19 protein-coding genes are annotated in these 24,569 nt (G+C 61.8%); 7 read left to right on the forward strand and 12 right to left on the reverse strand.

The window, feature by feature from the left end; all coding sequences use genetic code 11:
- Nucleotides 1-14: 14 nt before the first annotated feature.
- The 6 genes from G9X67_RS05480 to G9X67_RS05505 form a co-directional block, all read right to left on the reverse strand.
- A complete protein-coding gene (locus G9X67_RS05480) occupies nt 15-1,613 on the reverse strand; it encodes an MFS transporter (RefSeq protein ID WP_138390750.1) in 1,599 nt (532 codons plus the stop codon).
- Nucleotides 1,610-2,053: a DoxX family protein gene (locus tag G9X67_RS05485; protein WP_171598335.1), complete on the reverse strand. Its 444-nt coding sequence runs from the start codon at nt 2,051-2,053 to the stop codon at nt 1,610-1,612. Before G9X67_RS05485 ends, G9X67_RS05480 begins: the two co-directional genes overlap by 4 nt.
- 183 nt (nt 2,054-2,236) lie before the next feature.
- Entirely contained in the window at nt 2,237-4,219 is a 1,983-nt protein-coding gene (locus G9X67_RS05490; protein WP_138390752.1) for an amidohydrolase, read from the reverse strand.
- Nucleotides 4,219-4,509: a XapX domain-containing protein gene (locus G9X67_RS05495; RefSeq protein WP_138331118.1), complete on the reverse strand. Its 291-nt coding sequence runs from the start codon at nt 4,507-4,509 to the stop codon at nt 4,219-4,221. Before G9X67_RS05495 ends, G9X67_RS05490 begins: the two co-directional genes overlap by 1 nt.
- A gap of 62 nt (nt 4,510-4,571) precedes the next feature.
- The gene (locus G9X67_RS05500) at nt 4,572-5,264 is read right to left on the reverse strand and encodes a hydrolase (protein ID WP_129421021.1); all 693 of its coding nucleotides are present in this window, start codon (nt 5,262-5,264) and stop codon (nt 4,572-4,574) included.
- Between the two features lie 95 nt (nt 5,265-5,359).
- Entirely contained in the window at nt 5,360-6,292 is a 933-nt protein-coding gene (locus G9X67_RS05505) for a VOC family protein (protein WP_171598336.1), read from the reverse strand.
- Nucleotides 6,293-6,412: 120 nt separating this feature from the next.
- Here G9X67_RS05505 and G9X67_RS05510 point away from each other — a divergent pair, with 120 nt between their 5' ends.
- A complete protein-coding gene (locus G9X67_RS05510) occupies nt 6,413-7,312 on the forward strand; it encodes a LysR family transcriptional regulator (RefSeq protein ID WP_138331121.1) in 900 nt (299 codons plus the stop codon).
- Between the two features lie 394 nt (nt 7,313-7,706).
- Here G9X67_RS05510 and G9X67_RS05515 read toward each other — a convergent pair whose 3' ends face one another.
- The 6 genes from G9X67_RS05515 to G9X67_RS05540 form a co-directional block, all read right to left on the reverse strand.
- A complete protein-coding gene (locus G9X67_RS05515) occupies nt 7,707-8,189 on the reverse strand; it encodes a MarR family transcriptional regulator (protein ID WP_171598368.1) in 483 nt (160 codons plus the stop codon).
- A gap of 146 nt (nt 8,190-8,335) precedes the next feature.
- Complete coding sequence (locus G9X67_RS05520; protein ID WP_171598337.1) at nt 8,336-9,367, reverse strand: leucyl aminopeptidase; 1,032 nt, start codon at nt 9,365-9,367, stop codon at nt 8,336-8,338.
- A gap of 45 nt (nt 9,368-9,412) precedes the next feature.
- Nucleotides 9,413-10,054, reverse strand: coding sequence for an N-carbamoylsarcosine amidohydrolase (locus tag G9X67_RS05525; protein WP_171598338.1), 642 nt, complete (start codon nt 10,052-10,054; stop codon nt 9,413-9,415).
- A 13-nt stretch (nt 10,055-10,067) separates the two neighbouring features.
- Nucleotides 10,068-10,820: an Asp/Glu racemase gene (locus tag G9X67_RS05530; protein ID WP_138390755.1), complete on the reverse strand. Its 753-nt coding sequence runs from the start codon at nt 10,818-10,820 to the stop codon at nt 10,068-10,070.
- Nucleotides 10,821-10,890: 70 nt separating this feature from the next.
- The gene (locus G9X67_RS05535) at nt 10,891-11,694 is read right to left on the reverse strand and encodes an alpha/beta hydrolase (protein WP_171598339.1); all 804 of its coding nucleotides are present in this window, start codon (nt 11,692-11,694) and stop codon (nt 10,891-10,893) included.
- Nucleotides 11,691-12,827 (reverse strand): FAD-dependent monooxygenase, encoded by a 1,137-nt coding sequence (locus G9X67_RS05540; protein WP_138331127.1) that lies wholly within the window; start codon nt 12,825-12,827, stop codon nt 11,691-11,693. Before G9X67_RS05540 ends, G9X67_RS05535 begins: the two co-directional genes overlap by 4 nt.
- Nucleotides 12,828-13,185: 358 nt before the next feature.
- Here G9X67_RS05540 and G9X67_RS05545 point away from each other — a divergent pair, with 358 nt between their 5' ends.
- From G9X67_RS05545 to G9X67_RS05570, 6 genes are all read left to right on the forward strand, one after another.
- Entirely contained in the window at nt 13,186-13,725 is a 540-nt protein-coding gene (locus G9X67_RS05545) for a (2Fe-2S)-binding protein (RefSeq protein ID WP_245456294.1), read from the forward strand.
- Nucleotides 13,722-17,264 carry a molybdopterin cofactor-binding domain-containing protein gene (locus G9X67_RS05550; RefSeq protein WP_171598340.1) on the forward strand — a complete coding sequence of 1,181 codons (3,543 nt, stop codon included), beginning with the start codon at nt 13,722-13,724 and terminating at the stop codon, nt 17,262-17,264. Before G9X67_RS05545 ends, G9X67_RS05550 begins: the two co-directional genes overlap by 4 nt.
- A gap of 11 nt (nt 17,265-17,275) precedes the next feature.
- Nucleotides 17,276-19,960: a carbohydrate-binding protein gene (locus tag G9X67_RS05555; protein WP_171598341.1), complete on the forward strand. Its 2,685-nt coding sequence runs from the start codon at nt 17,276-17,278 to the stop codon at nt 19,958-19,960.
- A gap of 17 nt (nt 19,961-19,977) precedes the next feature.
- The gene (locus G9X67_RS05560) at nt 19,978-22,215 is read left to right on the forward strand and encodes a trehalase family glycosidase (RefSeq protein WP_171598342.1); all 2,238 of its coding nucleotides are present in this window, start codon (nt 19,978-19,980) and stop codon (nt 22,213-22,215) included.
- 365 nt (nt 22,216-22,580) lie between these two features.
- Complete coding sequence (locus tag G9X67_RS05565) at nt 22,581-23,657, forward strand: extracellular solute-binding protein (RefSeq protein WP_129421368.1); 1,077 nt, start codon at nt 22,581-22,583, stop codon at nt 23,655-23,657.
- Nucleotides 23,647-24,561 (forward strand): ABC transporter permease, encoded by a 915-nt coding sequence (locus tag G9X67_RS05570; RefSeq protein ID WP_138390761.1) that lies wholly within the window; start codon nt 23,647-23,649, stop codon nt 24,559-24,561. Before G9X67_RS05565 ends, G9X67_RS05570 begins: the two co-directional genes overlap by 11 nt.
- Nucleotides 24,562-24,569 lie beyond the last annotated feature (8 nt).

Genomic DNA, 24,569 nt, shown 5'->3' on the forward strand with positions numbered 1-24,569 from the left:
GCTCTCCCGCGTTGCTAGGCGGCCCCCGGCCGGTTGATTGTCAGGAAATGCCGTACGACCGGCTTGTCCGTTCCTGAGTGATAGGCGAGGACCTGGCCTTGTAGGTCAGCATCGGCATTTGAAACCCGCTTGTGCTGGCGAAGATGCTCGGCCCAGGATTCGACCATGAACCATTCGACAATCTTTTGCGGATCGGCGGAGTCTTCCGTCACCCCCCATCCGTAGGCGCCGTCCCGCCGCCGCTCGTGGGACATGTCATCCAGCGCATGCAGGAAGGCTGTGCGATGATGTTTTTCGACGTGGTATTCTATGAGGATCAGAACAGGTCCACGGTCATGGGCGACAGGCTCGGCGACCAAGGGTTCTGGCCAGTGGTTGGACGGCACCATATCCGCGTCGCCTGCCGGCAGCTTTAAGCGATGCATGATGAAGCCCGCAATGAGCAGTCCCACCGCGCCGATCAGCAGCGCCCCCGGCACCCCGGCAGCTTCACCAACGGCGCCCCAGCCAAGGCTACCTGCCGTCATCGCGCCATTGAAGACGGTGAGATAGACCGCCAGGCCGCGACCGCGGACCCAGTTCGGAAGCACGGCCTGCGCTGCGCCATTCAGGGTGGTCAGGGCCGTGATCCAAGCGCCTCCGAGAAAGAGCAGAACAATGATGGCGACCCATTTCGGCGGCGCGAGCGACAAAGCGCCCATGACGAGTGCTGTGATAATAGCGGCACCAAGAAGCAGGCCATCGGCATTAAAGCGTTCGCGCAGTTTAGGCATGAGCAATGCGCCGCCGATCGCGCCGGCGCCGACGGCGCCAAGCAGGATACCGTAGAAGCCTGCGTCACCGCCGAGCAATTGTCGGGCGACGAGCGGCAGGAGTGCCCAGATGGCACTGGCGAAGGCAAAGAAGATCGCCGCGCGCAAAAGCACGACATGCAAGGGCTTGCTGGCGCGGGTGTAGCGCAGGCCTGCACGGAACGCGCCGAAGAAGCCTTCAGCCAGCGCATCATTGGCGTTCTTTGCCCGGGGCCACCAGACGAGCGCCGCGATGACGACGAGATAGCTCGCAACATCCGCGCCATAGGTGACGCCCGCGCCGAAGGCAGCAAGGAGTAGGCCGCCGGCAGCCGGCCCGATCGAACGGGCGATATTGATGCCGAGCGAGTTGAGCGCGACGGCGCTCTTGACGTCCTCTCTTTTCACCAGTTCCGGCACGATCGCCTGCCAGGTCGGCCCCATTAACGCGGCGCCGATGCCGCCAAGAAACGTCAGGCCGATCAGCGCACTGACCGAAAGCATGCCGGTATTTGCCAGGATCATGAGGCTTACGCTGACTGACGCGAGCAAGATCTGCACGGCGATCAGGAACTTGCGACGATCGAGAATATCGGTGAGCACGCCCGCAGGTATTGCCAGGAGGAAGATCGGCAGGGTTCCCGCCGCCTGTACCAGCGCGACTGCGGCCGGCGAGGCCGATAGATCGGTCATGAGCCAGGAACTGGCGACATCGCGCATAAAGCTGCCGGTATTTCCGAGGACGGTTGCAGCCCAAAGAACTGCGAAGATTGGCTGGGCAAGGGGAGCAAAGCTGCCCCCGGAGGATTTGGTAGTGCTCATTTGCCAGCTCCCTTGGTCAGATCATTTGCGGCGACAATAATGAAAGCGCCAGCGAGCCCGAGATGCTCGAAGAAGGCGTTGGTTGCCATCATGCGGTCCATGCCTGGGGACAGCTCCCAGAAACGAAGGGCGATTAGCGTGGCAAAGAGCGTGAACCCGGCGAGCGCCAGCGCTCCGGCCCAGCGAAGGATCCCCGACACCACCATGGCCGAGGCCGCCAGTTCGAACACGATCACGGCGACCCCGAAGAAGGCAGCCGGATGAAGACCGAAATGCTCCATCTCGCCGATCGCACTCTGGAAATCGAAAAGCTTGGTCAGCGGCCCCTGGATATAGGCCGCGCACAGGGCAAGGAGCGCAAAGGTTCGGGTTACGGGTGCGGCAACGACCCCGGCAATACGCGGGCGCCAGCTGTTGGAAGAGAGGGAGTGATCAGTCATGTCGGCTCCTGCAATGTTGGCCGCTTCGTCCATGCGGCGGCGTTGTTTCCATCTGATGGAGCGATATTGGCCGCAAAGATTGCCGCCAACAATTGCATCAAAAATTGAGATTCTCTTGCGATACTCGCAACAATGTTCCGTGGGGCAGCAATCTGAACGCTGCCCATCGATTATGTTGAAAAGTCACACAGCCCAGCAGGCGCAGCCGAGTGCGCCGAAGAAACCCTTGAGATCGGCGATCGGCAGTTTCGACGTCCAGGCACCGGCGTGGTCGTGGCCGTGGACGTTGCAGGAACTGGCGCAGCCGCAGGAGAAGATCGCGGTCCGGCGCAGGGAATTCATGCCGGCACCCTGCGGTTCACCCCAGGCCGCATAGCCGCCGAACGTGCGAACGGGTGACCAATCCGGCATGGCAGGCGGGACGTTGTTTTCGTCAAGCGCCGAGAAGTCGCCTGCACCGTAGACGATCTTGCCGCCAACCATGGTCAACTGCGAGGTGAGGTACGAGATCTCGTCTTCGGCGCAGGTGAAGAAGTCCTTGTCCGGCACGACGACGTCGGCGAACTGGCCTTTTTCGATCCGGCCCTTCTTGCCTTCCTCGTTGGAGAACCAGGTGACCTTCTCCGTCCACATGCGCAGCGCCATCTCGCGGTCGAGGCAGTTGGCGCGCGGATAGAGCTGCATGCCGCCGACCGTCTTCCCGGTCACCATCCAGGCAAGGGAAACCCATGGATTGTAGGAGGCGACACGCGTCGCGTCGGTCCCTGCCGAGACGTTGACGCCCTTCTCAAGCATGCGCTTGATCGGCGGCGTGGCCTCGGCGATGCCATGACCATAGCGCTCGACGAAATATTCGCCCTGATAGGCCATGCGGTGCTGGGTAGCGATGCCGCCGCCGAGCGCCGCGATCCGGTCGATCGAACGATCCGAGATCGTCTCGGCATGGTCGAAGAACCAGTTGAGACCTTCGAGCGGGATGTCCTTATTGACCTTCTCGAAAACGTCGAGCGAACGGGAGATGGTCTCGTCATAGGTGGCATGCATGCGCCAGGGCCAACGGTTTTCAGCGAGCACGCGAACCACTTCCTCGAGCTCGCCTTCCATTTCCGGCGCCATTTCGGGCCGCGGTTGGCGGAAATCCTCGAAGTCGGCGGCGGAGAAGACGAGCATTTCGCCAGCGCCGTTGTGACGGAAGTAATCATTACCCTGCTTGTATTTCACCGACTGCGTCCAGTTGAGGAAGTCCTGCTTCTCTTCCCTCGGCTTCTGGGTGAACAGATTGTAGGCGAGGCGTACCGTCAGCTGGTCCTCATCCGAAAGCTTCTGGATGACCGCGTAATCGTCCGGGTAGTTCTGGAAACCGCCGCCCGCATCGATCACGCCGGTAATGCCCAGCCGGTTGAGTTCGCGCATGAAATGGCGGGTGGAATTGACCTGGTATTCGAACGGAAGTTTCGGTCCCTTGGAAAGGGTCGAATAGAGAATGCCCGCATTCGGTTTGGCGAGCAGAAGGCCCGTCGGATTGCCGTTGGCATCGCGGGTGATCTCGCCGCCCGGCGGGTTCGGTGTGTCTCTGGTATAGCCGACGGCGCGGAGTGCTGCGCCGTTCAAGAGCGCCCGGTCATAGAGATGGAGCAGAAAGACCGGGGTATCGGGCGCGATCGCGTTGATCTCGTCGATCGTCGGCAGGCGCTTCTCGGCAAACTGATGCTCGGTGAAACCACCGACTACGCGAACCCATTGCGGAGCCGGCGTGATCGCGACCTGCCGCTTCAGCATGTCCATCGCGTCGGCGAGTGAGCGAACGCCATCCCAGCGGAGTTCCATGTTGAAGTTGAGGCCGCCGCGCACGACGTGGGTGTGGTTGTCGATCAGACCCGGCAGCATGCGCTTGCCTTTCAGGTCGATGATCTTCGTATCCGGTCCGGCGAGCGTCATCACCTCGCTGTCGGTTCCCACCTCGAGGAACAGGCCGTCTTTCACGGCGACAGCGGTGGCGTTCGGATTTGCGCGATCAAGCGTCGTGATCAGTCCGTTGTGAAAAACGATATCGGCGTGCATGGAAGCAGCTCCGGTCTTGATGGGATCGGCGGCATTGGCCGGTGTAAACAGATTTGAAAAGGCGAGGCTTGATGCTGCGCCCAGGAATTTGCGCCGTGTCGTCATCAGCTTTTCCCCAATGTCAAATCGTCGCCTGTGGAGGTCGCCTTCGCTACATTAAGCCCACCCTTCGGAAGGTGACCAAACATGTGCGGCTTGACCTGATGAAGCCAGGAAACGGCAGCGGGCTCGCGGCTCCAGAGATTTTTTGCCAGCGGCACGATCTGTTCGCCGACGAGAATACCTAGCAAGCCGATGAGAGCGATGACGGGCGGAGCCGGGGAGCGGACGTTGAGAAGTCCGTAGATGACGCCGACGAGAAGGCCGACTGCCAGCGATAGAAGGTAAATTTTCATCCGGGCATTCCTTTTCCAAAAAGATCGCCCCGCCAAGTGGATCAGGGCGGGGCTGTTTCAGATCAGATAGAGGCCGGGTTCGGGCCGATCCGCTTGCCGTGCTTGACGCGTTCGGCGCCGCCGTGGACATGCGTAACAGCATAATCGATGCCCATGCCGTAGGCGCCGGAGTGCTCCTTCACTAGCGACGTGACCGCGTCGTAGGTTTCCTTGCGGGCCCAGTCGCGCTGCCATTCCAGGAGGACCTGCTGCCAGGTGACGGGAACGACACCCGCCTGCACCATGCGGTCCATCGCATATTTGTGCGCATCGACGGAGGTACCGCCGGAAGCATCGGCGACCATGTAGATTTCGTAGTCGGTGTCGTTCATGCAGGAGAGCGCGAAGGTCGTGTTGCAAACTTCGGTCCACAGGCCGGCGACAACGACCTTCTTGCGGCCGTCTGCTGCATGCTTGGCCAGCGCGTCGCGGACGTTCTGGTCGTCCCAGGAATTCATCGAGGTGCGCTCGAGGATATCATTGTCGGGGACGACGGCGAGCAGCTCCGGGAAGGTATTGCCCGAGAAACTGTCGGTCTCGACGGTGGTGATCGTGGTCGGGATGTTGAAGATCCTGGCCGCCTTGGCAAGACCGACGACGTTGTTCTTCAAGACCTGGCGGTCGATCGACTGAACACCGAAGGCCATCTGCGGCTGCTGGTCGATGAAGATGATCTGGCTGTTCTGCGGGGTGAGAACCTGAAGCTTGCTGGACATCTCGTGTCTTCCTTTGATTGGGTTGCAGGTAGGTAATGGGGCAGGGAGGGCGGCACGTCTTGAAAGTTATGCCGCCTTATTGTTGGAAAGCGACGTCAGGCAGCCAGCGGTGCCAGGCCGGCTTCGATCTGGTCACGATAGGGCTCGTAGCGAGCCGGCAGTTTCAAAACCTCGCCAAGGTGTGCCGTGTCTTCGTCGCGGTCGAAACCGGGTTCGTTCGTGGCGATTTCGAACAGGACGCCGCCGGGTGTGCGGAAGTAGATAGCCCAGAAGTAATCACGGTCGATGACAGGTGTCACCTGGTATCCCGTATCCATCAGGGCCTTGCGGACTTCGAGCTGCTTTGCGCGGTTCTCGACGGCGAAAGCGATATGATGCACCGAACCCGCGCCCTGCCTTGCGAAAGGTGTTTTCGGAAGAAGCTCGAGGTCGATCGTATCGGCACCATTACCGCCGGGAATGATGAAGCGGGTGACATCGCCATCCGTCTCGGCGCGCTGGTAGCCCATGAAGCCGAGCAGTTCGGACGTAGCAGCGGTATCATGCAGGCGAAACCTCGCGCCGGTAAAACCGCGGATACCGACGCTTTCGTCGATGCCGGCGCCAGTCCAGGCCCTGCGGCCATCGTCTTCCGCTTCGATCAAAGCAAACCCCTCACCGTCCGGCCCCTTGAACAGCAGGCGGTCGGCACCGAAGGCAGTGTCGGCCTGCAGGTTGCCGGCTCCCTTTGCCGACAGGCGATCCTGCCAGAAGGAGAGCGAGCCCTTGGGAATAGCGAACTGGGTTTCGCTGACTTCGCCGACGCCGGGACGGCCGCGCATCACGTCGGGAAAAGGAAAGTAGGTCATGACGGAGCCGGGAGTGCCTGCTTCATCACCGTAGTAGAGGTGGTAGACGTTGGGGTCGTCGAAATTCACGGTCTTCTTTACGCGGCGCAGGCCAAGCGTGTCGGTGAAGAACGCGTTGTTCTGGCGGGCATCCGATGCCATCGACGTGATGTGATGCAGTCCCTTGATATCCTTGATCATGATGTTTCGCCCTTCCGCGACTGGGTTGGTTTGTCTGGTGTGATTGAAACCTACGCCCGTTGATCATCGGCCGGAATTGCAATAATAATTGTCAATGAATTGCGATGGATGTAATAATCGATGAACGACTACAAGCTGCTTCGAACCTTTCTGCTGGCCGCCGAAAAGCGGAACTTCGCGCAGGTTGCGCGCGAACTCGACATGACCCCGGCAGCCGTCACCCGGGCGATCGCCGCCCTGGAAGAAGACCTTGGCGTGCAACTCTTCGTGCGGACCACGCGCCAGGTGTCGCTGACCACCGACGGCGCGATCTTCGCGGCCCAGATCCAGCCGGCGGTGCAGGCACTGGACAATGCGCGCAAGGACGTGATGAATACCCACAAGGCGGATCATGGCCGCCTGCGGATCAGCGCGCCGACCTGGTTCGGCCAGCAGGCCTTGCCGCCCATCCTGTCGGCCTTTAAGGAACGCTACCCGAAGATCAGCTTCGAGATCTCGCTCGCGGATGGGCTCGTGAACATTATTGACGACGACTATGATCTGGCGATCCGCATTTCCGCGGCACCCTCGGACAAGTTCACGATCTGGCGCAAGATCAGCGTCGTGCGCCGTATCCTCGTCGCAGCGCCGGGCAGCCGGTTTTTCGACATGAAACATCCGAACGAGCTCATTCCCGACGATTGCCTGGCCTATAGCGGTGACAGCAAGCGGGAGACCTGGACGCTGTCGGACGGCAGTGGTAGCGCCACGATTTCTGCGGGCCGGGCATTCAGCGCCAATAGCGGAGAGGTGCTGGCGAGCATGGCGGCCGACGGCGTCGGGGTCGCCATGCTGCCCAAGTTCCATGTGGCCGAGCATCTGCGGACCGGACGGCTGGTCCACGTCCTGCGGGACTGGGCGCCGCCAGACTTATGGTTGACCCTGTACTACCCCCCGTATCAGGTGCTGCCGCCCCGTATCGCCTCGTTCTCGAAGTTCTTTGAACAGCAGGTCCCGGCGTTCATGGCCGTAATGGAGTGAGTTGCGGTCGCGACGCCAAGGTGACACGGCGGGGAAGCTTTTAGTGAGGACCCCGCCCCCAAACGGGCTTATCCGCCTGAAAAATCACCTCTTTGTACTAAATCGCCGGTTCAGATCCTTCAAGGCGAATAGCTTTACCGGTAAGCGCGGCTGATAGTAAAAACCGACCATTAGGGCATCGAGAATGTCGATGATCTCTACCTCTTCATAAACGCGCCTATGACATTATTCAGCCGCTAAGACACTCCCCTTCAGACATGCGCTCACACCTGGACCGCACAATCCCAGTCGATGCGGCTGTCAGGCAACGTAGGCGACCACCTGCCCCTTTCAATTGCAGATTTCTCCGAAATGGTGCCATCTGAGGAGTTTCCTGTTGAATCCTATCCACAACCTACAGTTCTGCACACTCGTCATCAGCGATTTTGCGCAGGAGGTACAACAGAGCAATGCGTTCTGCCGGATTGAGGCGTGAAACAGTCTCTTCGCTGATGAGATGTGCCCGGGGATACATCTCCTCGAGCAGGGCCTCGCCCTTGGGCAGCAGGGAGATCACCACCTTGCGGCCGTCGGCCTCGTCCTTGGAGAGATCGATCAGCCCGCGGGCCTTCAGCCGCTCGACGATGCCACGGATGGTCGCCTGGTCGACGGAGGTGGCCTTGACGAGTTCGACCTGTGAACTGGGACCGAGGTCATGCAGCGCGCACAGCGTCACGAACTGCACCGATGTCAGGTCTGGATCGCTGGCATTGGTCTGGAAAATCGAAAGATGACGCTGATAGGCCTTGCGCAGCAGATGCCCGACTTGCTCCGTGACGTGGTAGCCATTCTGAGGCGCAAGCGCTTCGGGCAGGTGTTCGGTGTCTTTTGCGGTCATCGTCGGCGTGGTCCATCGGTTTGCGGCGTCTTTGGCGCGAATGCAGCGCGGACTGCAGCAAACATCACAGCAGGTTGCGCCGGTCAAGGCGTGTCGCGCCGCATCCGCTCCGCGCGATTTCACGCGGAGCGGCTTGGCTATCTCGGTTATTTGAAGTTGTACTTCATTTCCTTGACGGCGATGTCGCCATCCAGAACCATCGGTTCATCGTCGAGGAACAGCGAGCAACCGCGCATCGGGATGTCCAGATGGCAGGCGGTGTCGTTCGGGCCGCCGAGCTCGTTGTTGGGGCCAGTGGAGAACATCACGTTGCCGTAGAAGGAGCGTGCCTCCATGCCCATGCCGCCCGGGAATTCGCCGGGCACCATTCGATGCCACTTGGCGTTCTGATTAAGGCCCCAGCCGACATGGCTCATGCCCATGCCACGCGGGTCGTTGAAACCTGCCATGTAGGATTTGACCAGCTCGGAATCGAGGCCACCGCGGATATCGGTGACCCAACCGTTTTCGATCGTATAGATGATCGGGTCGCGCACGTAGATATTCTGCGGCAGCAGGATATCGCCGGGAGCAACGACGATTGTACCATCAACGCCGTCGTCATCACCACCGGTGAATACAAAGCCCGACGGCCAGTGATCCCAGCGGCCAGGCTCGTCCGTGCACGCATATTCCGTGACGGTGGGATAGGTATTGAGCTTGTAGGTGACATCCGTGCCATGCGCAGAGGTGATCCGCATCACCTTCGCTTTGGACAGCAGGTCTCCGGCAAATTCGACGCGCTCGCGCAGTTCCTTTGTCGGCAGCATGCGCGCGAGAATCTCCGGCGGTTCGACGGCAGTCAGGATGCGCGTGCCGGCCGCCTGGATCGCCATCTGTTCCGGGCTGAAGAGCAGGAAGATGCAATCGATCAGCATGTCGGCGGCCTTCAGGGCCTCTACCGCTTCCGGCATGGCGGCGAGGCCTGTCTGGCCGACCGCCCACGCACCTGCCGGCGGCACCGGCGGCAAACGCATGTGATACATCTTGGCGCCAAGACGCATGCCCGCCGCCATAAAGGCGTCGGCGTAATCGAGGCGCTCGTTGCCCTGGGTAAGGACAATGAGTTTTTCGCCCTCGTGGACGCCCGACATCTTCAACTGATGCAGGCAGATTTCCGTGAAGCTGAATTGATCCATGCTCGTTCCCTTATCTTTGCTTGAAGGCTTGGGTGTTTCGTCCAGTTACGGACAGTCGGACTTGACCTTGGCGATTTCGGCGATCGCCTCCTCCCTCGAAACGACATCGCCATATTTGCTGTCGATATCGAAGAGGTTGGCATTGTGCGGATCCGGGTGCCGGTCTCCGACGCATTCGCGCACGACGATGCCACGGAATCCATGCTGGACCGCGTCGACGGCGGTGGCGCGGATACAGCCGCTGGTCGAGCAGCCGGCCATGATCACGGTGTCGATGCCCTGCGCATGCAGCTGCGAGGCAAGGCTGGTGCCGAAGAAAGCGCTGGCATACTGCTTGACGATAACGAGCTCGCCCTTGGCAGGCTCGACGCCGCCGCAGAACTCGGCCAGCACATTGCCTTCGACCATTCCCTTCATGACGGGCGATTTCTTCACCCACATGCCGCCGTCAGCGCAGTTTTCCGCAAGATAGAGGATGCGCGTATGGATGACCGGGATGCCGGCGTCGCGGGCGGCCTGGATGAGCGCCGGCGTCTGCGCGACCGCGTCAACCACGCCCGGGGCGTAGAGAGGCGCGCCCTCGGTGGTGTACCCCTTCAGGAAATCGATGACGAGCAGGGCAGGGCGCTGGCCGAAGCCGATGCGGTTACCCCAGACGCCTTGATAATTGCTTTCTGCGCTCTGCATGATTGGTCTCTCTTCAGTATGCGCCGGACAGAAGTGCGCCGGCGCCCGGCACGACTGCTTCCAGACCGAGCTTCTTGAGCATGCAGTAAGTTGTCGCCGCAGCGGCGGTCAGAACCGGCTTCCCGGTCATGGCCTCGACCTTGGCAATCACCGGCAGCGACGGCATCTGCACGCAGGCCGACAGCACGATGACATCGACGTTCGACAGATCGAGTGTCTGGACAATGGCCGGGAGATTTTCTGGATCGTGGCGGGCGACATCGAGATTGTCGGGAATTTCAAGGGCCCGCCAATCCATGACCTCGAAACCCTCTTCCCGGATGTAATTCACCACGAGTTCGGTCAACGGTTTCATATAGGGTGCGACGACGGCGATCTTGTTTGCCTTCATCACCTTCAGGCCCTCGATCAACGCGCCAGCGCTGGTAACGACGGGAATGTTCGCGTTGTTTTCCTGAGTGCGACCCGTCAGACGCTTTTCCGACTGGCGGTGATAGCCGAGGCCCATCGCCATGATGGCAACCAGGCAAGCATATCCCAGAACATCGACGCGGGCGTCGGAAAGCTCGACGGCGCACCGGTCGGATTCGGCGTCCATCGCGGCCAGTTCTTCCTTGACCACTTTCTTCATCCGCATGCGGCTGGAGTGGAAGGTGAAGCGCTCGGGGCGGATGGACTGGCGCGCCGTCAACATGGCGGGAATTTCGGTCTCCATCGTTGTGTTGGAGCTCGGAACGATCTGGCCGATACGGTAATATTTCTGCACGGGTGGAATCCTCTGCGTTGCAAAAGCGGGTGCCAAACAAACGGCGGCGGATCGTCGACCCGTCGCCGTTTCAATAACGGGAGAGAAAATCTCCAAGCGCGGCAAAGAAACCGTCGAAATCATCCCATGGGATCATGTGCCCGGCATTTGGCACGCGCACGATTTCCACCGCTGGATAAAGTGCCTGGATTTCGTCCTCATCCACCGGCTCGATTACGCCTCCGCGACCGGCAACCATAAGCATGGCTGGCTGGTTGAGCTTCGGGAGATCGGAGAAGATGTCGTCCTTGTGGAAGTCCTCGAAGGCGGTGACGATGGCGGGCTCGTAGCAGGTGTGCAGCCATTCGGCGCGCAGCTTCAGCTGTTCGTCGGTCCATGTCGGGCAAAACGCCTTCATGTCTTCCGCATCGATGCCCTTCAGCGCCAGGCGGATGCTGTCGACATACCAGGGCAGCTTGCTCGGGTAGGCGCGACGTCCGGGGCCAGACACAGGCGGATCGATCAGCGCAAGCCGCGAGAACGCCCTAGGTGCCGAAACGGCGGCGCGGATTGCAATGCGTGCACCCATCGAGTGGCCAAGCAGTGCCGGAGCGGAAAGTCCGAGCGCTGAGGCGAAGCCGACGACGTCAGCTGCCATCGTGTCGAGCCCGTATTCGAGATTTGGACCGGTCGAAGACAGCCCCCGGCCGCGCACGTCGATCACGTAGACGTCGTAGCGTTCGGCGAGCCGCTCGGCGACAAATCCCCAGGTGATCGCCGGGCTGGTTATGCCGGGGATCAGGATGACGGCAGGGCCGTTTCCGCCGTAGCGCAGATAGTGTTGCCGAATGCCGTTGGCGAAGACGTTTGCCCCGTACAACGCACCGCCGCTCATGCTGCGGTCTCGCTCTTCAGCGGCTCGGCATAGATGTCGTAGCCATAGACCCACGCGGGATCCTCCTGCTTGAGCAGGAAGGTGTTGGCGTTCGAAACGCTCTGGACACGCGTCGCGCGGTCGCGGCGGTTAGTCTCATACAGTCCGAAAGCGGTGCGGAAATCGTTGATGCCGGTTTCCTGCAGGCAGCGGGTCAGCATGGCGGCGTCTTCGATAGCCATCGCGGCACCCTGCGCCATGTGCGGCTTCATCGGATGGCAGGCATCGCCGAGCAGCACTAGGCGGCCCTTGCTCCAAAGCGGGAGCGGGTTGCGGTTGAACAGCGGCCATTTCGTCACCCCATCGGTGCTTTCGATCAGCGCCTGGATGATCGGATGATAGCCCTCGAACGCCGCCGCCATCTCGTCGCGGCTGCTGTCGACGAAGGCCGAATCGAATTCCCAGGCCGGATGCGGAACGCCGGTGACATAGTAATATTCGTCGCGGCTGGCCGTCGTGTAGTAGACCATCATGTGACGGTCCGGACCCCACCACTTGACGCAATCCTCGAAGGTCAGGTCGTATTTCTTCAGCTTGTCGGACGAGATCAGGGCGCGATGGCCGACCCAGCCGCTGTAATTCGGCTTTTCTTCGCCGAGCAGCGTTTCGCGAACGCGCGAATTGATGCCGTCGGCGCCGATCACGATATCGGCGCGGACCGAGGTTCCATCTTCGAATTCGATCAGTACGTCGGTGCCGCTGTCGTCGAGGCGAGCCAGCTTCTTGCCGAAATGCAAGGTGCCCGGCTGCAGCGCATCGCACTGAATGGCCTGCAGGTCGCCGCGGTGAACAGTGCAATAGGTCTGGCCGTAGCCCTCGAGCGGAACCCGCGCGGTATATTCGCCGGTAATGCCGTCGCGGCTAAACCAATGGCTCGGCGTGCTGCTGATGCTGATGACCTTCTTGTCGACGCCGATGCGTTCGAAAATCTTCAGGACGTTCGGCCCCATATGGATGCCGGCGCCCAGGCGCGAGAAGCTCGGCGCTTGTTCATAGACGTTGACGTCAAAACCCGCGTGCTGGAGTAGCGCACCCGCGACGGCGCCACCGAGGCCGGCGCCGATAATCGCGATCTTTTCTTTTCCGTTAGACATAGCGACCCTTCCTAGCTGTCTTTCGACGCATTGTTCCCACGATTGGAGGCTTCGCAAAATTCTAGCGCATACACTCTAAATAGCAATAGCGAGGCTTTGATTTTCATCAAAATTGCGCGGAAATTCGCCCGGCAATTGAATATTCTAGCAAAATCGCAACGGCGAAATCCGACTTGTCATTCGTCACTATAAAGCGTATACGCTTCTTAATAAAATAAAAGAGGCAATAGATGCGAAGAGTCGGTGACTGTCGCATCGTTATGGTTTGTGGGCGTCCGCGCGATGTCTGCTGCGTAGCGGTTCGGCCAATGGAAAAAGGCGTGGTCTGTGTTTCGTTCTCTGGTGCGGAGGGCCTGCTTTGACACTGCCAGTTTGCTTCAGTTTGAATGTGAACGACGCCGTCGAGAGCGTCGAAGCAAGCCCGGAAACACCACTTCTCTATATCCTCAGAAACGATCTCTCCCTGAATGGTCCGAAATACGGTTGCGGGCTCGGCGAATGCGGTGCCTGCGCTGTACTTGTCGATGGTCGCGCCGTTCGCTCGTGCACGGTGCCGCTCGGTGCGGTCGGCAAGCGCCGTGTCACCACGCTCGAGGGTCTCGGCACGCCCGAGCATCTGCATCCGGTCCAGGCGGCCTTTATCGACGAGGCCGCTGCTCAATGCGGATATTGCCTGAACGGCATGATCATCGCCACCGCAGCCCTGCTCAATCGCAACACCGATCCCGACGAGGACACGATTCGCGAGGCGCTGCGCCATCACCTCTGCCGTTGCGGAACGCATATGGAAATACTCGCCGCGGCCAGGCGGGCTGTCGCCTATGCCAAGGTCGAGCGAGCGCGCCGATCCATGCCGGACGGTGTCTCGCCAAAAGCCGCGAAGGAGGTCTCCCCGTGACCGACCACCGCCAAATGCCGAAATCGGCCTATATGTCGGCCGCCGACACGCTGCTGATCGTCAACGATGCACTGCTCGGCGATGCGGCCGAACTCTATATCGCGGTGGGCGCCGATAGCCGCGTGACCGCGTTCAACGGCCACGTCGATCTCGGGACAGGCATCCGCACTTCCCTGGCGCAAATCGTCGCCGAGGAACTCAGCGTGCCGTTCGAGCATGTGGACATGGTGCTCGGCACCACCTCCGCCGCACCCAACCAGGGCGCGACCATCGCCAGCGAAACGATCCAGATCACCGCGGTGCCGCTGCGGCAGGCCGCCGCCACCGCCCGCCATCATCTGCTGGCCAAGGCAGCCGAGAAGGTCGGCGTGCCGCTTGAGCGACTGAGGCTGGAAGACGGCATCATCCGTGCCGACGGCGGCGAGAACTGGCAGTTGAGCTTCGGCGACATCGTCGCCGGCAGCCATGCCAGGCTGTCGATCGACAAGCACGCGGCCCTGAAACCGGCCTCGGACTACAAGCTGGTCGGTTCGTCGCGTCCGCGCGTCGATATTCCCGAGAAGGCGACGGGGCGCTGGACCTACGTGCATGATGTCCGCGTGCCGGGCATGCTGCATGGCCGCGTCGTGCGGCCGCCCTATGCCGGTTTCGATCACGGCGACCATGTCGGAAACAGCCTGATTTCGATCGACGAGACCTCGGTCGCGCATATCGACGGGCTGGTCGGCGTCGTCGCCATCGGTGATTTCGTCGGTGTTGTCGCGACCCGCGAGGAAATCGCCATCGAGGCGTCCGGGAGCCTGAAGGTCGTGTGGCGCGCGCCGCCCGAGTGGCCGGATCTGAACATGCCGGAGAAGGCGCTGCGGGCCAATCCGTCGACGCCACGCAAGCTTGCCGATCGCGGCAATGTCGACATGGCATTGGCCGGCAGCGCCCAGCCGATGAACCGCACCTATGTCTGGCCTTACCAGATGCACGGTTCGATCGGCCCGTCCTGCGCGGTGGCCGATTACAATGACGCCGGGCTGACCGTCTGGTCGGGAACCCAGAACCCTTATCCCATGCGCCGCGATCTGGCGCTGCTGCTCGACATGCCGGAAGAGCAGATCAGGGTCGAGCGGCTGGAGGCGGCCGGCTGTTACGGCCGCAACTGCGCCGATGACGTAACAGCCGACGCGGCGCTGCTGTCGCGGGCCGTCAAGGCACCCGTCCGGGTCCAGCTGACGCGCGAACAGGAACATGCCTGGGAGCCGAAGGGCGCCGCCCAGATCATGGATGTGCGCGGCGGTCTCGACCTGGAGGGCGGTCCGTCCGCCTATGATTTCGAAACGCGCTATCCCTCCAATCTGGCGCCAACCCTTCCTCTGATCCTCACCGGCAAGCTGCCGCCCGTTTCCGACGTCGTGCAGATGGGCGATCGTACCGCCATCCCACCCTATGCCTACGGCAACCTGCGCGTAACCGTGCACGACATGCCGCCGATCGCACGCGCCTCCTGGTTCCGTGGCGTGTCGGCGATGCCGAATACATTCGCCCACGAATGCTACGTCGACGAGCTGGCCGCCGCCGCCGGCGTCGATCCGGTCGAGTACCGGCTCCGTTATCTCCACGACCCACGCGCCGTCAACCTGGTGCACGCGCTGGCCGAACGGGCGAAGTGGGTGCCGCATACGACATGGGGCACGCTCAGCGGCGAAGGCGATCTGCTCTACGGCCGTGGATTTGCCTATGCCGTCTACGTCCACGGGCCGTTTCCGGGCAAGGCCGCCGCCTGGGCGGCATGGGTTGCCGATGTCGCCGTCAACAAGAAGACCGGCGAGATCGCGGTTACCAAGGTGACATGCGCGCAGGACTCGGGAATGATGATCAATCCCGACGGAGTGCGCCACCAGATCCACGGCAACATCATTCAGTCCACCAGCCGGGTGCTGAAGGAAAAGGTCGAATTTTCCTCGACCGCGGTGCAGTCGAAGGAATGGGGCGGCTATCCGCTGATTACCTTCCCCGAGGTACCTGATATCGACGTGCTGATGGTGCCGCGCCAGGACGAGCCGCCGCTCGGCGTCGGAGAGTCCGCCTCCGTTCCCAGCGCCTCGGCCATCGCCAATGCCGTCTACGATGCCACCGGCATTCGTTTCCGCGAACTGCCGCTGACGCCGGAACTGGTCCTTGCCGCGCTGAACGGCAAGACGGACGAAACGCCGGCCACCCCGGTCGCGAAAAAGCGGAGGTGGTGGAACGTCGGCCTCTCGGCGATCGGTGCCGTCACCGCTCTGTCCGGTATCGTCACCATGGCATCGCCATGGCGCCCGGCGATCGGCACCATCCAGCAGCCGGACGCCAATGTCTACAGCGCCGCCACCATCGAGCGCGGCCGGCTGGCGGCCGCGGCCGGCGCCTGCAATGTCTGCCATGTCGGAAACGACGGAACACCGTTTGCCGGTGGCCGGCGCTTCGACACGCCATTCGGCGCAGTTTATGCCACCAACATCACGCCAGATGTCCAAAGCGGCATCGGCGCCTGGTCCTACCCGGCCTTCGAACGTGCCATGCGCGAGGGCATCAGCCGCGACGGCCATCACCTCTATCCCGCCCACCCCTACACCTCGTTCGCCGGCGCCGAGGATGCCGATCTTCAGGCGCTCTACGCCTACATGATGACGCAGGCGCCGGTCGCCGAAAAGGCGCCTGAGACGAAGCTCAAATTCCCCTACAGCGTCCGCGCGATGATGGCGGGCTGGAACGCGCTGTTCCTGAAGGCGCAGCCGTTCAAATATGTCGAGACCCGCGATGCGCAGTGGAACAGGGGGGCCTATCTCGTCGAGACCTTGGGCCACTGTTCGGCCTGTCACACGGACCGAAATGCGCTCGGCGCGGAAAAGAGCGGCAGCGCCCGGCTTTCCGGCGGCTTTGCCGATGGCTGGGAGGCGCCGGCCCTGAATGCGTTCGCCAACGGCCCGGTCGGCTGGACGGCAGACGCCTTCTATGACTACCTGCGCACCGGACATTCGCGCGATCACGGCAGTGCCGCCGGCCCGATGGCGCATGTCGTCGAGGTCATGCAGCCGCTGCCGGATAGCGATATCCGCGCCATGGCCACATATCTCGCAAGCCTCAACGAGGCCCCGGCCGATAGCAAGGCGCAGAGCCAGGCCGCCCTTGCCGCGAGTGAAGCGGCAAAGGCTTCCGCCGCGCGGATTTCGCCGAAGGGCGAGCGGCTGTTTAATGGCGCCTGCGCCACGTGCCATTCTGGAAACACGATCCTGTCGTCGCTGGCACTCAACAGCAACCTTCATGCGGCGACCCCTGACAATCTCATCCAGGCAATCCTGAACGGTGTCGAGGCGCCGGCAATCCTTGCGCAGACGACCGGCCGCCAAGCCCCGGAGGTGATGTCGATGCCGGCTTTCCGCCAGACGCTGAACGACGGCCAGATCAAGGATCTCGCCGATTATCTGAGAGCGCGCTTCGCCCCCGACAAGCCGGCCTGGACGGAAACGACCAAAGCCATGCAACGCGTGACGGCAGCAAGCCACTAGGGAGAGACGAGTTGGAGCAGATCCCAACCGGGCAGGATATCGGCCGCCGCGACTTGTTCGAGAACCCGACAGCCGCGTTTCGCCCGTCGGCCTACTGGTTCTGGCATTCGATCCCGGCAGAGGACGTTTGCCACGCGCAGCTCGCCGATTTCAAACAGAAGGGGATCGGCACGATCCTGATCCAGGCCCGTCTCGCAATGTCGCGCGATGACTACCTGTCGCCGGCCTATCTGGACGCCTATCGTGTTGCGGCTGGGATTGCCGGCAAGCTGGGACTGAAGCTCGGGATCTACGACGATTACAACTGGATCAGCGGTCACGCCGGCGGCCGGACGGTCGTGGACCGCGACGACCTGCGCGAGCGCCACCTGTTCTGGTCGTCCTCGGGAGGGGCGCGGGGCGAGATCAGCGGCATCCATCCGCCGTTCACCCGGACAATGGGCCCCGATATCGTCGCGTGGCAGTATGAGGGCAGCATCGTCGAGTGGTGCGAATGGACCGTCGAGGCAGCGCTGCTGCATCCGTCGGTCGGCATCGACAACCTCGATCAGGTGGTCGATGTCACGGCGCGGACATCCATCATCGAAAGCGACGGAATATCCTGCACCCATGCGTTCGACGGTGTACCCGCCGAGGGGCAGGTGCTCACGGTGTTCGTCAGCGCCCGGTCGAGGACCTCGCGGCTGATCAATTATCTCCTGCCGGAGGCTGCGGAGCGGTTCATCGAAGTCGGACTCGATCCGCTGATCGAGGCGCTTGGCGCTCTCGTGCCAGACCCCGTCGGCTTCGTATTCTACGACCAGCCGGCGGCGGGTTTCTACAAGTGGAGCCAGATCTCCGGTGACCTCGGCAACAGCCTGCTCTATGCGCCGACCCTGCCGGACGCCGTGTCGCGCGGCACGGGAGAGACCTTCGCCAGGGCCCTGATGGCGCTGGTGCGTGGCGTCGGGCCTGAAACCCTGCGGCTGCGCGCCCAATTCTACGCCGCTTATTCGGCCCTGATGAACGAGGCCTTCTCCGGCACGTTGCGCCGATGGGCCGAGAGCAGGGGGATCGTCCTCACTGGGCACGAAATCCTGCCGCATGTCAGTTCGTGGTCGCTGAACGGCGGTTTTACCAGCATCGACCCCAGGGTGGCGCTTGCCGTGGATTTCTTCGGCATCGATGCCTACCGGCACGAGACGGCCGTTGATTCCAACAATTTCGTGGCGCAGCTGGCGCCGAAGCTCGGCGACTCCGTTGCCCGTTCGAATGGTCGCAGCCGATGCGTCGTCGAAACTTATGCCAGCGCCGAGCGAACGCCCGTGCGTGCCGCCGGGCAATGGGAACTGACCCTGGAGACGATGCGGGCGCAGGCCATCCGGCTTCACTGCCTCGGGAGCCGACAGTTCCTCTGGCACGGCGTCTACCAGACGGACGGGCGCGACGACGATCCGACGCCGTTTTCCAATCCACGTTTCGATTTCGGGCCGGGCATCAATTTCGAGCCGTGGTGGAGCTACCACGATCTGTTTGCCGAGGAGACGGCACGGATTTCCGCCTTCATCGAGGGGGCCACGCCCCGCACGCCGGTTGCGATCCTTTATCCTCTTCATACAGCTTTCGCAGAAGGGCCGCGCCACAGCCATGCAACCCATATCGGCGCCTGGTGCAAAGGGCTCTTAGCAGAAGGCTGCGACTTCATGTTCGTCAGCGAGGCCGATTTGGCGACCGCTACGATCGAGAACGGCCGCCTGCGCGCGTCCGGCCTTGTTTTCGATGCTGTCGTTCTGCCGTCCGTCACCGTGCTCGAGACGACGAAGACCTTGCACACGCTCGCCGTCTTCAAAGCGGCGGGTGGTGCTGTCTGGTCTTCAGGCGAGCGGCTCTCCACCGTCTGCGATGGCGCAGCGGGGCGTGCCGTCGGCCCGTCGATCCATCTCGAAGGAATGCCCGGCAAAGACGACATCACCGCTCTGTTGCAGTCGCTTCGGTCATCGGGTCCAGATCTTGCCTGTCATTCCGCGGGCAGACCCTGGCAATGGGTGGGGTATGAGGCCGCTGGTCGGTGGCGGGTCGTGCTGTTCAACGATGGCGCATCGCACCTCATCAGTGAGATTTCCTTCGGCGACGGTTTCGCGTGCGAGGTCTGGTCCGCGACGACGGGAGACGTGGGAAAGGCAACCGCCTTCAGCCACCTGACAGTCGCGCTCGCGCCCCAGGAGGTGCAATGCATTCGACTGAGCAAGACGACGCAGAAGACCACCGTGCGAGGCCATCTCGAGCACCAGCCGCTGCTTGCCGCGCCTCGGGCGATATCGCTTGTCGACGGCTGGAGCTTCGCGCCGGACCCTGACGCGGGATTCGTGCCGATCTCGGTGGTTGCAGGGTGGGAAACGCAGGGTTTTGCCGGGTTCTCCGGTACCGGCATTTATCGGCTGGCGCTCGAAATCGGCGATGAGGCCGAGTGGGTCCTCGAATTGCCCGAGGTCCACACGGTGGTCGCGGCGCTGCTCGATGGCCGGCAGATCGATCGAAGAGGCTGGCGCCCCTATCGCTTTGCTCTGGGGCGGCTGCTTCCAGGCGTCCATTCGCTGGAACTGCGCGTCGCCAACACGGCCGCAAATCGCTACTACATCAACACGCCTTATCTCGGTGACACCGCCGACAAGAGCGGCTTGTCCGCCGCACCGAAGCTTATCCAGCTGGCAAACTGACCGGAAGTTACAGATCCATGCTACAACATTCGACGATACCCCTGATGCGTGCCTGGAATAGCTGGTCCAACCGGCCGGCCGAAATGGTCTTCCTGCCGCTCGGCGTGCGGATCACACCGGTTCTCTATTCGACCCGCAGCAAGACGACCTCCGCGATCGAGCCGCGACGCGATATGGTTCGCCTCGGCCGTCACACCATCGACGGCTCGCTGATCGAGCTGGAGACCGAGCTCAGCGGCACGACGGTCGCCTTTTCTACGACGAAGACAGACCCCTTCGCCATCCGCGGCAGTTGGAACGGCAAGGTATCGGCCGAGTGGGGACTGCGATTCTGGCTGACGCTGGCAATCTCCTCAGATGGCGGCGAGGTGGTGGTCCATGACGCGGGCCGCAACATTACGCTGCTGAAGGTCGGAACGCGCTTCGTGGCGGTCGCGACCGCCGAGGCGCCGGTGCACGTCACCGGTCATGAGACGATCGACGCGCTGCGGGCCGACTTCGAGGAAAACGGTTATTTCTATACCGCCACCCGCAGGAGCGAAGCGCCGTTGATTGCCCTGCGTTTCAATCTCGAGATGATGCGCCAGGGCGCCTATGCCGCAGGCGTCGCCGACAGTGCCGAACTGGCGATCGCCAAGGCGCAGGCATGCCTTGCCGCCGACGCGCCAGCTGCAATCGCCGATGCGCAGACCGGCGTGTTCGAGGGCGCGCTCGACGCGATGCGCGACGTCGTCGCCTGGAACACCATCTGGGACGAAACCAACGCGCGTTCCTACACGGCGGTCACCCGGATCTGGAACCTCGGGAAATTCGCCGTCTGGTTCAACGACCAGATTTTCGCCGCCCTTCTTGCGGGCGTGTTCGACGCCGATCTGGCGCGCGAGAACATGGCGACCGCGATGGCCGGCGCAACCCCGCAGGGCAATATCGCCTGCATCGTCACCTCCAACGATGCCTGGGTCGATCGCAGCCAGCTGCCGTTCGGCGCACTGGTCGTCTGGCAGCTCTACCAGCGGACCGGCGAGCGGTCGATGATCCAGGCAAGTTACGAGGCGCTGGTGCGCAATCGGCGCTGGTGGCAGGACAACCGCGATCCGGACGGTTTCGGCCTGCTGTCCTGCGGCACCTCCGACGTGGGCGAGGGCCTCTACAAGGGGACGGCCTTTGCCGCGCGCAACGAGACCGGCATGGACAATTCCGCGACCCATGACGAGGCGATCTACGATCCCGTCACCCGGACGCTGTCGACCTTCGATCTCGGCCTCAACTGCGCGGCCGCTCTCGATGCCGAGATGCTTTCGAAAATGGCCGCCGTGCTCGGCAAGCATGACGATGCCCGCGAATTCGCCGCTCTGGCCGAGCGTCAGCGGACGCTGATCTCGCAGACGCTCTGGGACGAGAGCCGCGGCATCTTCGCCAATCGCCAGCGGCGCGGCGGTTTCGTGCGCTCGCTGTCGCCGACCAGCTTCTACCCGCTGCTGTGCGGAGCCGCGACGCCGGCGCAGGCGGCGCGTCTGCTCGAGCATCTGAGCGACGAGACAACCTTCGGCGGCGATTTCGTGCTGCCGAACGCAACGCGAGACGATCCGGCCTTCGCCGACAACGTCTACTGGCGCGGGCGCATCTGGCCGAACGTCAACTATATGGTCTGGCTTGGCCTGCGGCGCTACGGTTTCGTGGCGGAGGCGAGCAAGCTGGCAAGCCAGAGCTACGACCTGTTCATGAAGAACTGGCGTTACGATCGCATCGCCGCCGAAAATTACAACGCGGTGACCGGCGAGGCAATGGATCAGGGCGATACCGATCCGTTCTACATCTGGGCCGCCATGCTGCCGCTGATGGCTGCCAGTGAGATCGTTGACTTCGATCCGTGGACCGGATGGACGATGGGCCATGCCGGCCGGGATGTGGTGCTCGGACCTATGGTCTCGCCGTCGGGAACGCTCGAGCTGGTCGTCAAGTCCGGAACACTGGTGATGACTTTGAACGGGCGCGCAGCACTGAAGACAGATCTGCGCACCACGCTGTCGCGCATCGTCTTCGCCAACGGGCGGGTGGCCTGCACGATTGCTCCGGTCTCCGAGGCAGGTTTCATCGAGTTGCCAGGCTTGGCATTGGGCGATGTTCTTGCCGCCCGCATCAACGGGCAGGACATCAACTATGTGTCGGGCGGCGACGGAATACGCGTCATGATTGCTGAACACGCGGAGGATCGCCGGCTCGACGTCTATTTTTCATCGTCAAGCGCTCACTAAAGCAAGGCAGTGCTTGACAGGTCTCGATTCCTCACGGATAGTTTGTGTACATATAAAATAAAAGACTGATGCTAAAGTCAGAGGGTTGAACGAACAGCTTGCAGGAGATCCGTGGATTCATGCCGGCCGCTCAGTGAAGTGATGTGCTGCTCTTACAGAGGTGGTGTGCCGCTGCGTCGCAGCGCGCGCTTCATTTCGCCGAGACGTCAGCGCCCCACGGACAATGCCCATCTGCTTTTAGTATGTATACAAATGATTGAGCGCGCTTTGGCACGTTGTTTGTTTTCTAGCTAGCCGATCCGTTGAGGTCGATGACCGCGGGTCATGATGGTCCATAACTGTGTATCTTCAAGAGGGGTGCCACAATGACTGAACTCACCAGACGCAACACAATGAAGTTGATGTCCGCAGCACTGATTGCTGGCGTCAGCATCTCCACCTTGCCGCGGAAAGCCTTTTCGGCCGGATCCATCACGGTCCTCAACTGGCAGGGCTACGGCACCGACGAAGCCTGGTCGCTGAAGGCTTTCACCGAAAAGACGGGCATCACAGTCGTCCATGACTACTACAGCTCGGAATCGGAAATGCTGACCAAGATGCGCACCAATCCGGGTGCTTATGATCTTGTTATCCTCAACGCTGCGCGTTGCGCCCAGGCGGTTGCCGAAGACCTGCTGCAGCCGATCGATTTCAGCAAGGTTCCAAACGCGTCAACAGTCGACGAGACCCTGCGCGCCAACCCGAACTTCAGCAAGGACGGCAAGGGTTATGCCGTTCCGTGGGTCTGGGGCATGACCTCGCTTGCCATCCGCGAGGGCATGACGGTTCCCGACAGCTACGCTGCCCTCGCCGATCCGGCCTATAAGGGCCGCGTTGCCATGGACGACGACGCCATCATCAATGTCGGTGTCGGCGCACTAATGAGCGGGCAGGACATCAACGATCCCAAGGATCTGGCTGCTGTTACGGCCGCGCTGAAGTCGATCAAGCCGAACGTCAAGTTGCTGTGGTCGACAGAAGACCAGTGGAACAAGTCGTTTGCCGCCAAGGAGTTCGACCTGTCGCTGTTCTGGTCGGGCGGTTCGGTGCGATCCAAGCGCGTTTCCAAACTTCCGGTTCAGTTCGTAGTGCCTAAGGAAGGTGGCGTCGGTTGGGTCGATGGTCTCGGTGTTCCGACATCGGCTCCGAATCCAGAAGGTGCTCTTGCCTTCGTCAACTGGATGATCGATCCGACATTCTATGTCGAATGGGCAACCAAGATCGGGGCGCCCGCCTCGTCGAATTCGGCAGCCCTTTCAGCACTTCCTGCTGACGATCTCACCCGCCTGGTACACAAGACCGAATATTTGAAGACGACGTCCTTTGTCTCGGGCATTCCCGACGACCGGCGCGAAGCCTTCAACAATGTCTGGCAGGAAGTGAAAGCCTTCTATGCAGAATGATCGTCTGATATCAGCGTCAGAGCGCGGACCTTCGGGTCCGCGCAGCCGGCGCCCGCTCCCGCCATGGGTTTCGACGACGGCGCTGCTGCTGCCGACCTATGGATGGCTGACACTTGCCGTCTTTCTGCCGCTGCTGACCATGTTCGTGTTCAGCTTCATGTCGGCGACACCGATGGGCAAGGCCCCGATCGTCTTTACGCTGAAGCAGTACCGCGCGTTCATCGATCAACCCTATCTGGTCGGGATCGGTATCACGTCGCTGCTGATCGGCTTCTGGACGACGCTGTTCTGCGCGGTGCTTGGTTTCCTGGCGGCCGTGGCGCTGGTCCGCTCGACCTTCGGCAAGACGCGCGAGATGTTATTGATCCTCATTCTCCTGCCATTCTGGACCAACGGTCTTGTGCGCGTCTTTTCGTGGACCATGGTGCTGCGCGAAAACGGCTTTCTCGACAGTCTGCTGCATATGATTGCTCCGGACGCGGGTTCCATCGGCTTTCTCTACACGCGCTATGCCGTGGTGGTTGGTCTCGTTCACGGCTACCTGCCGTACATGATCCTGACCTGCTACATAGCGCTGGTGGCCATCGACGACGCGATCATTGAGGCTGCTTCAAGCCTCGGTGCGCGCTGGTGGACCATCCTGTTCAAGATTTTGATGCCGCTTGCGGCTCCCGGACTGCTCTCCGGCGCCGTTTTGATCTTCATTCCGGTCATCGGTTCATTCATGGAACCGCGCATTCTGGGCGGTCGTGTCGGCGTGACCATGGGAACGGTGATCGAGGATCAGTTCACCCAGGCCTTCAACTGGCCTTTGGGCGCATCGTTGTCCTTTACGCTGCTGGCTGTCGTGCTCGCAATTTTCGCAACCTTCTCCGGTGTCCTGCGCCGCGGGACGGTCGCTTGAGGAAGGGA

It is taken from the genome of Rhizobium sp. WYCCWR 11152 (genome assembly GCF_013087615.1).
Lineage (GTDB): Bacteria > Pseudomonadota > Alphaproteobacteria > Rhizobiales > Rhizobiaceae > Rhizobium > Rhizobium indicum.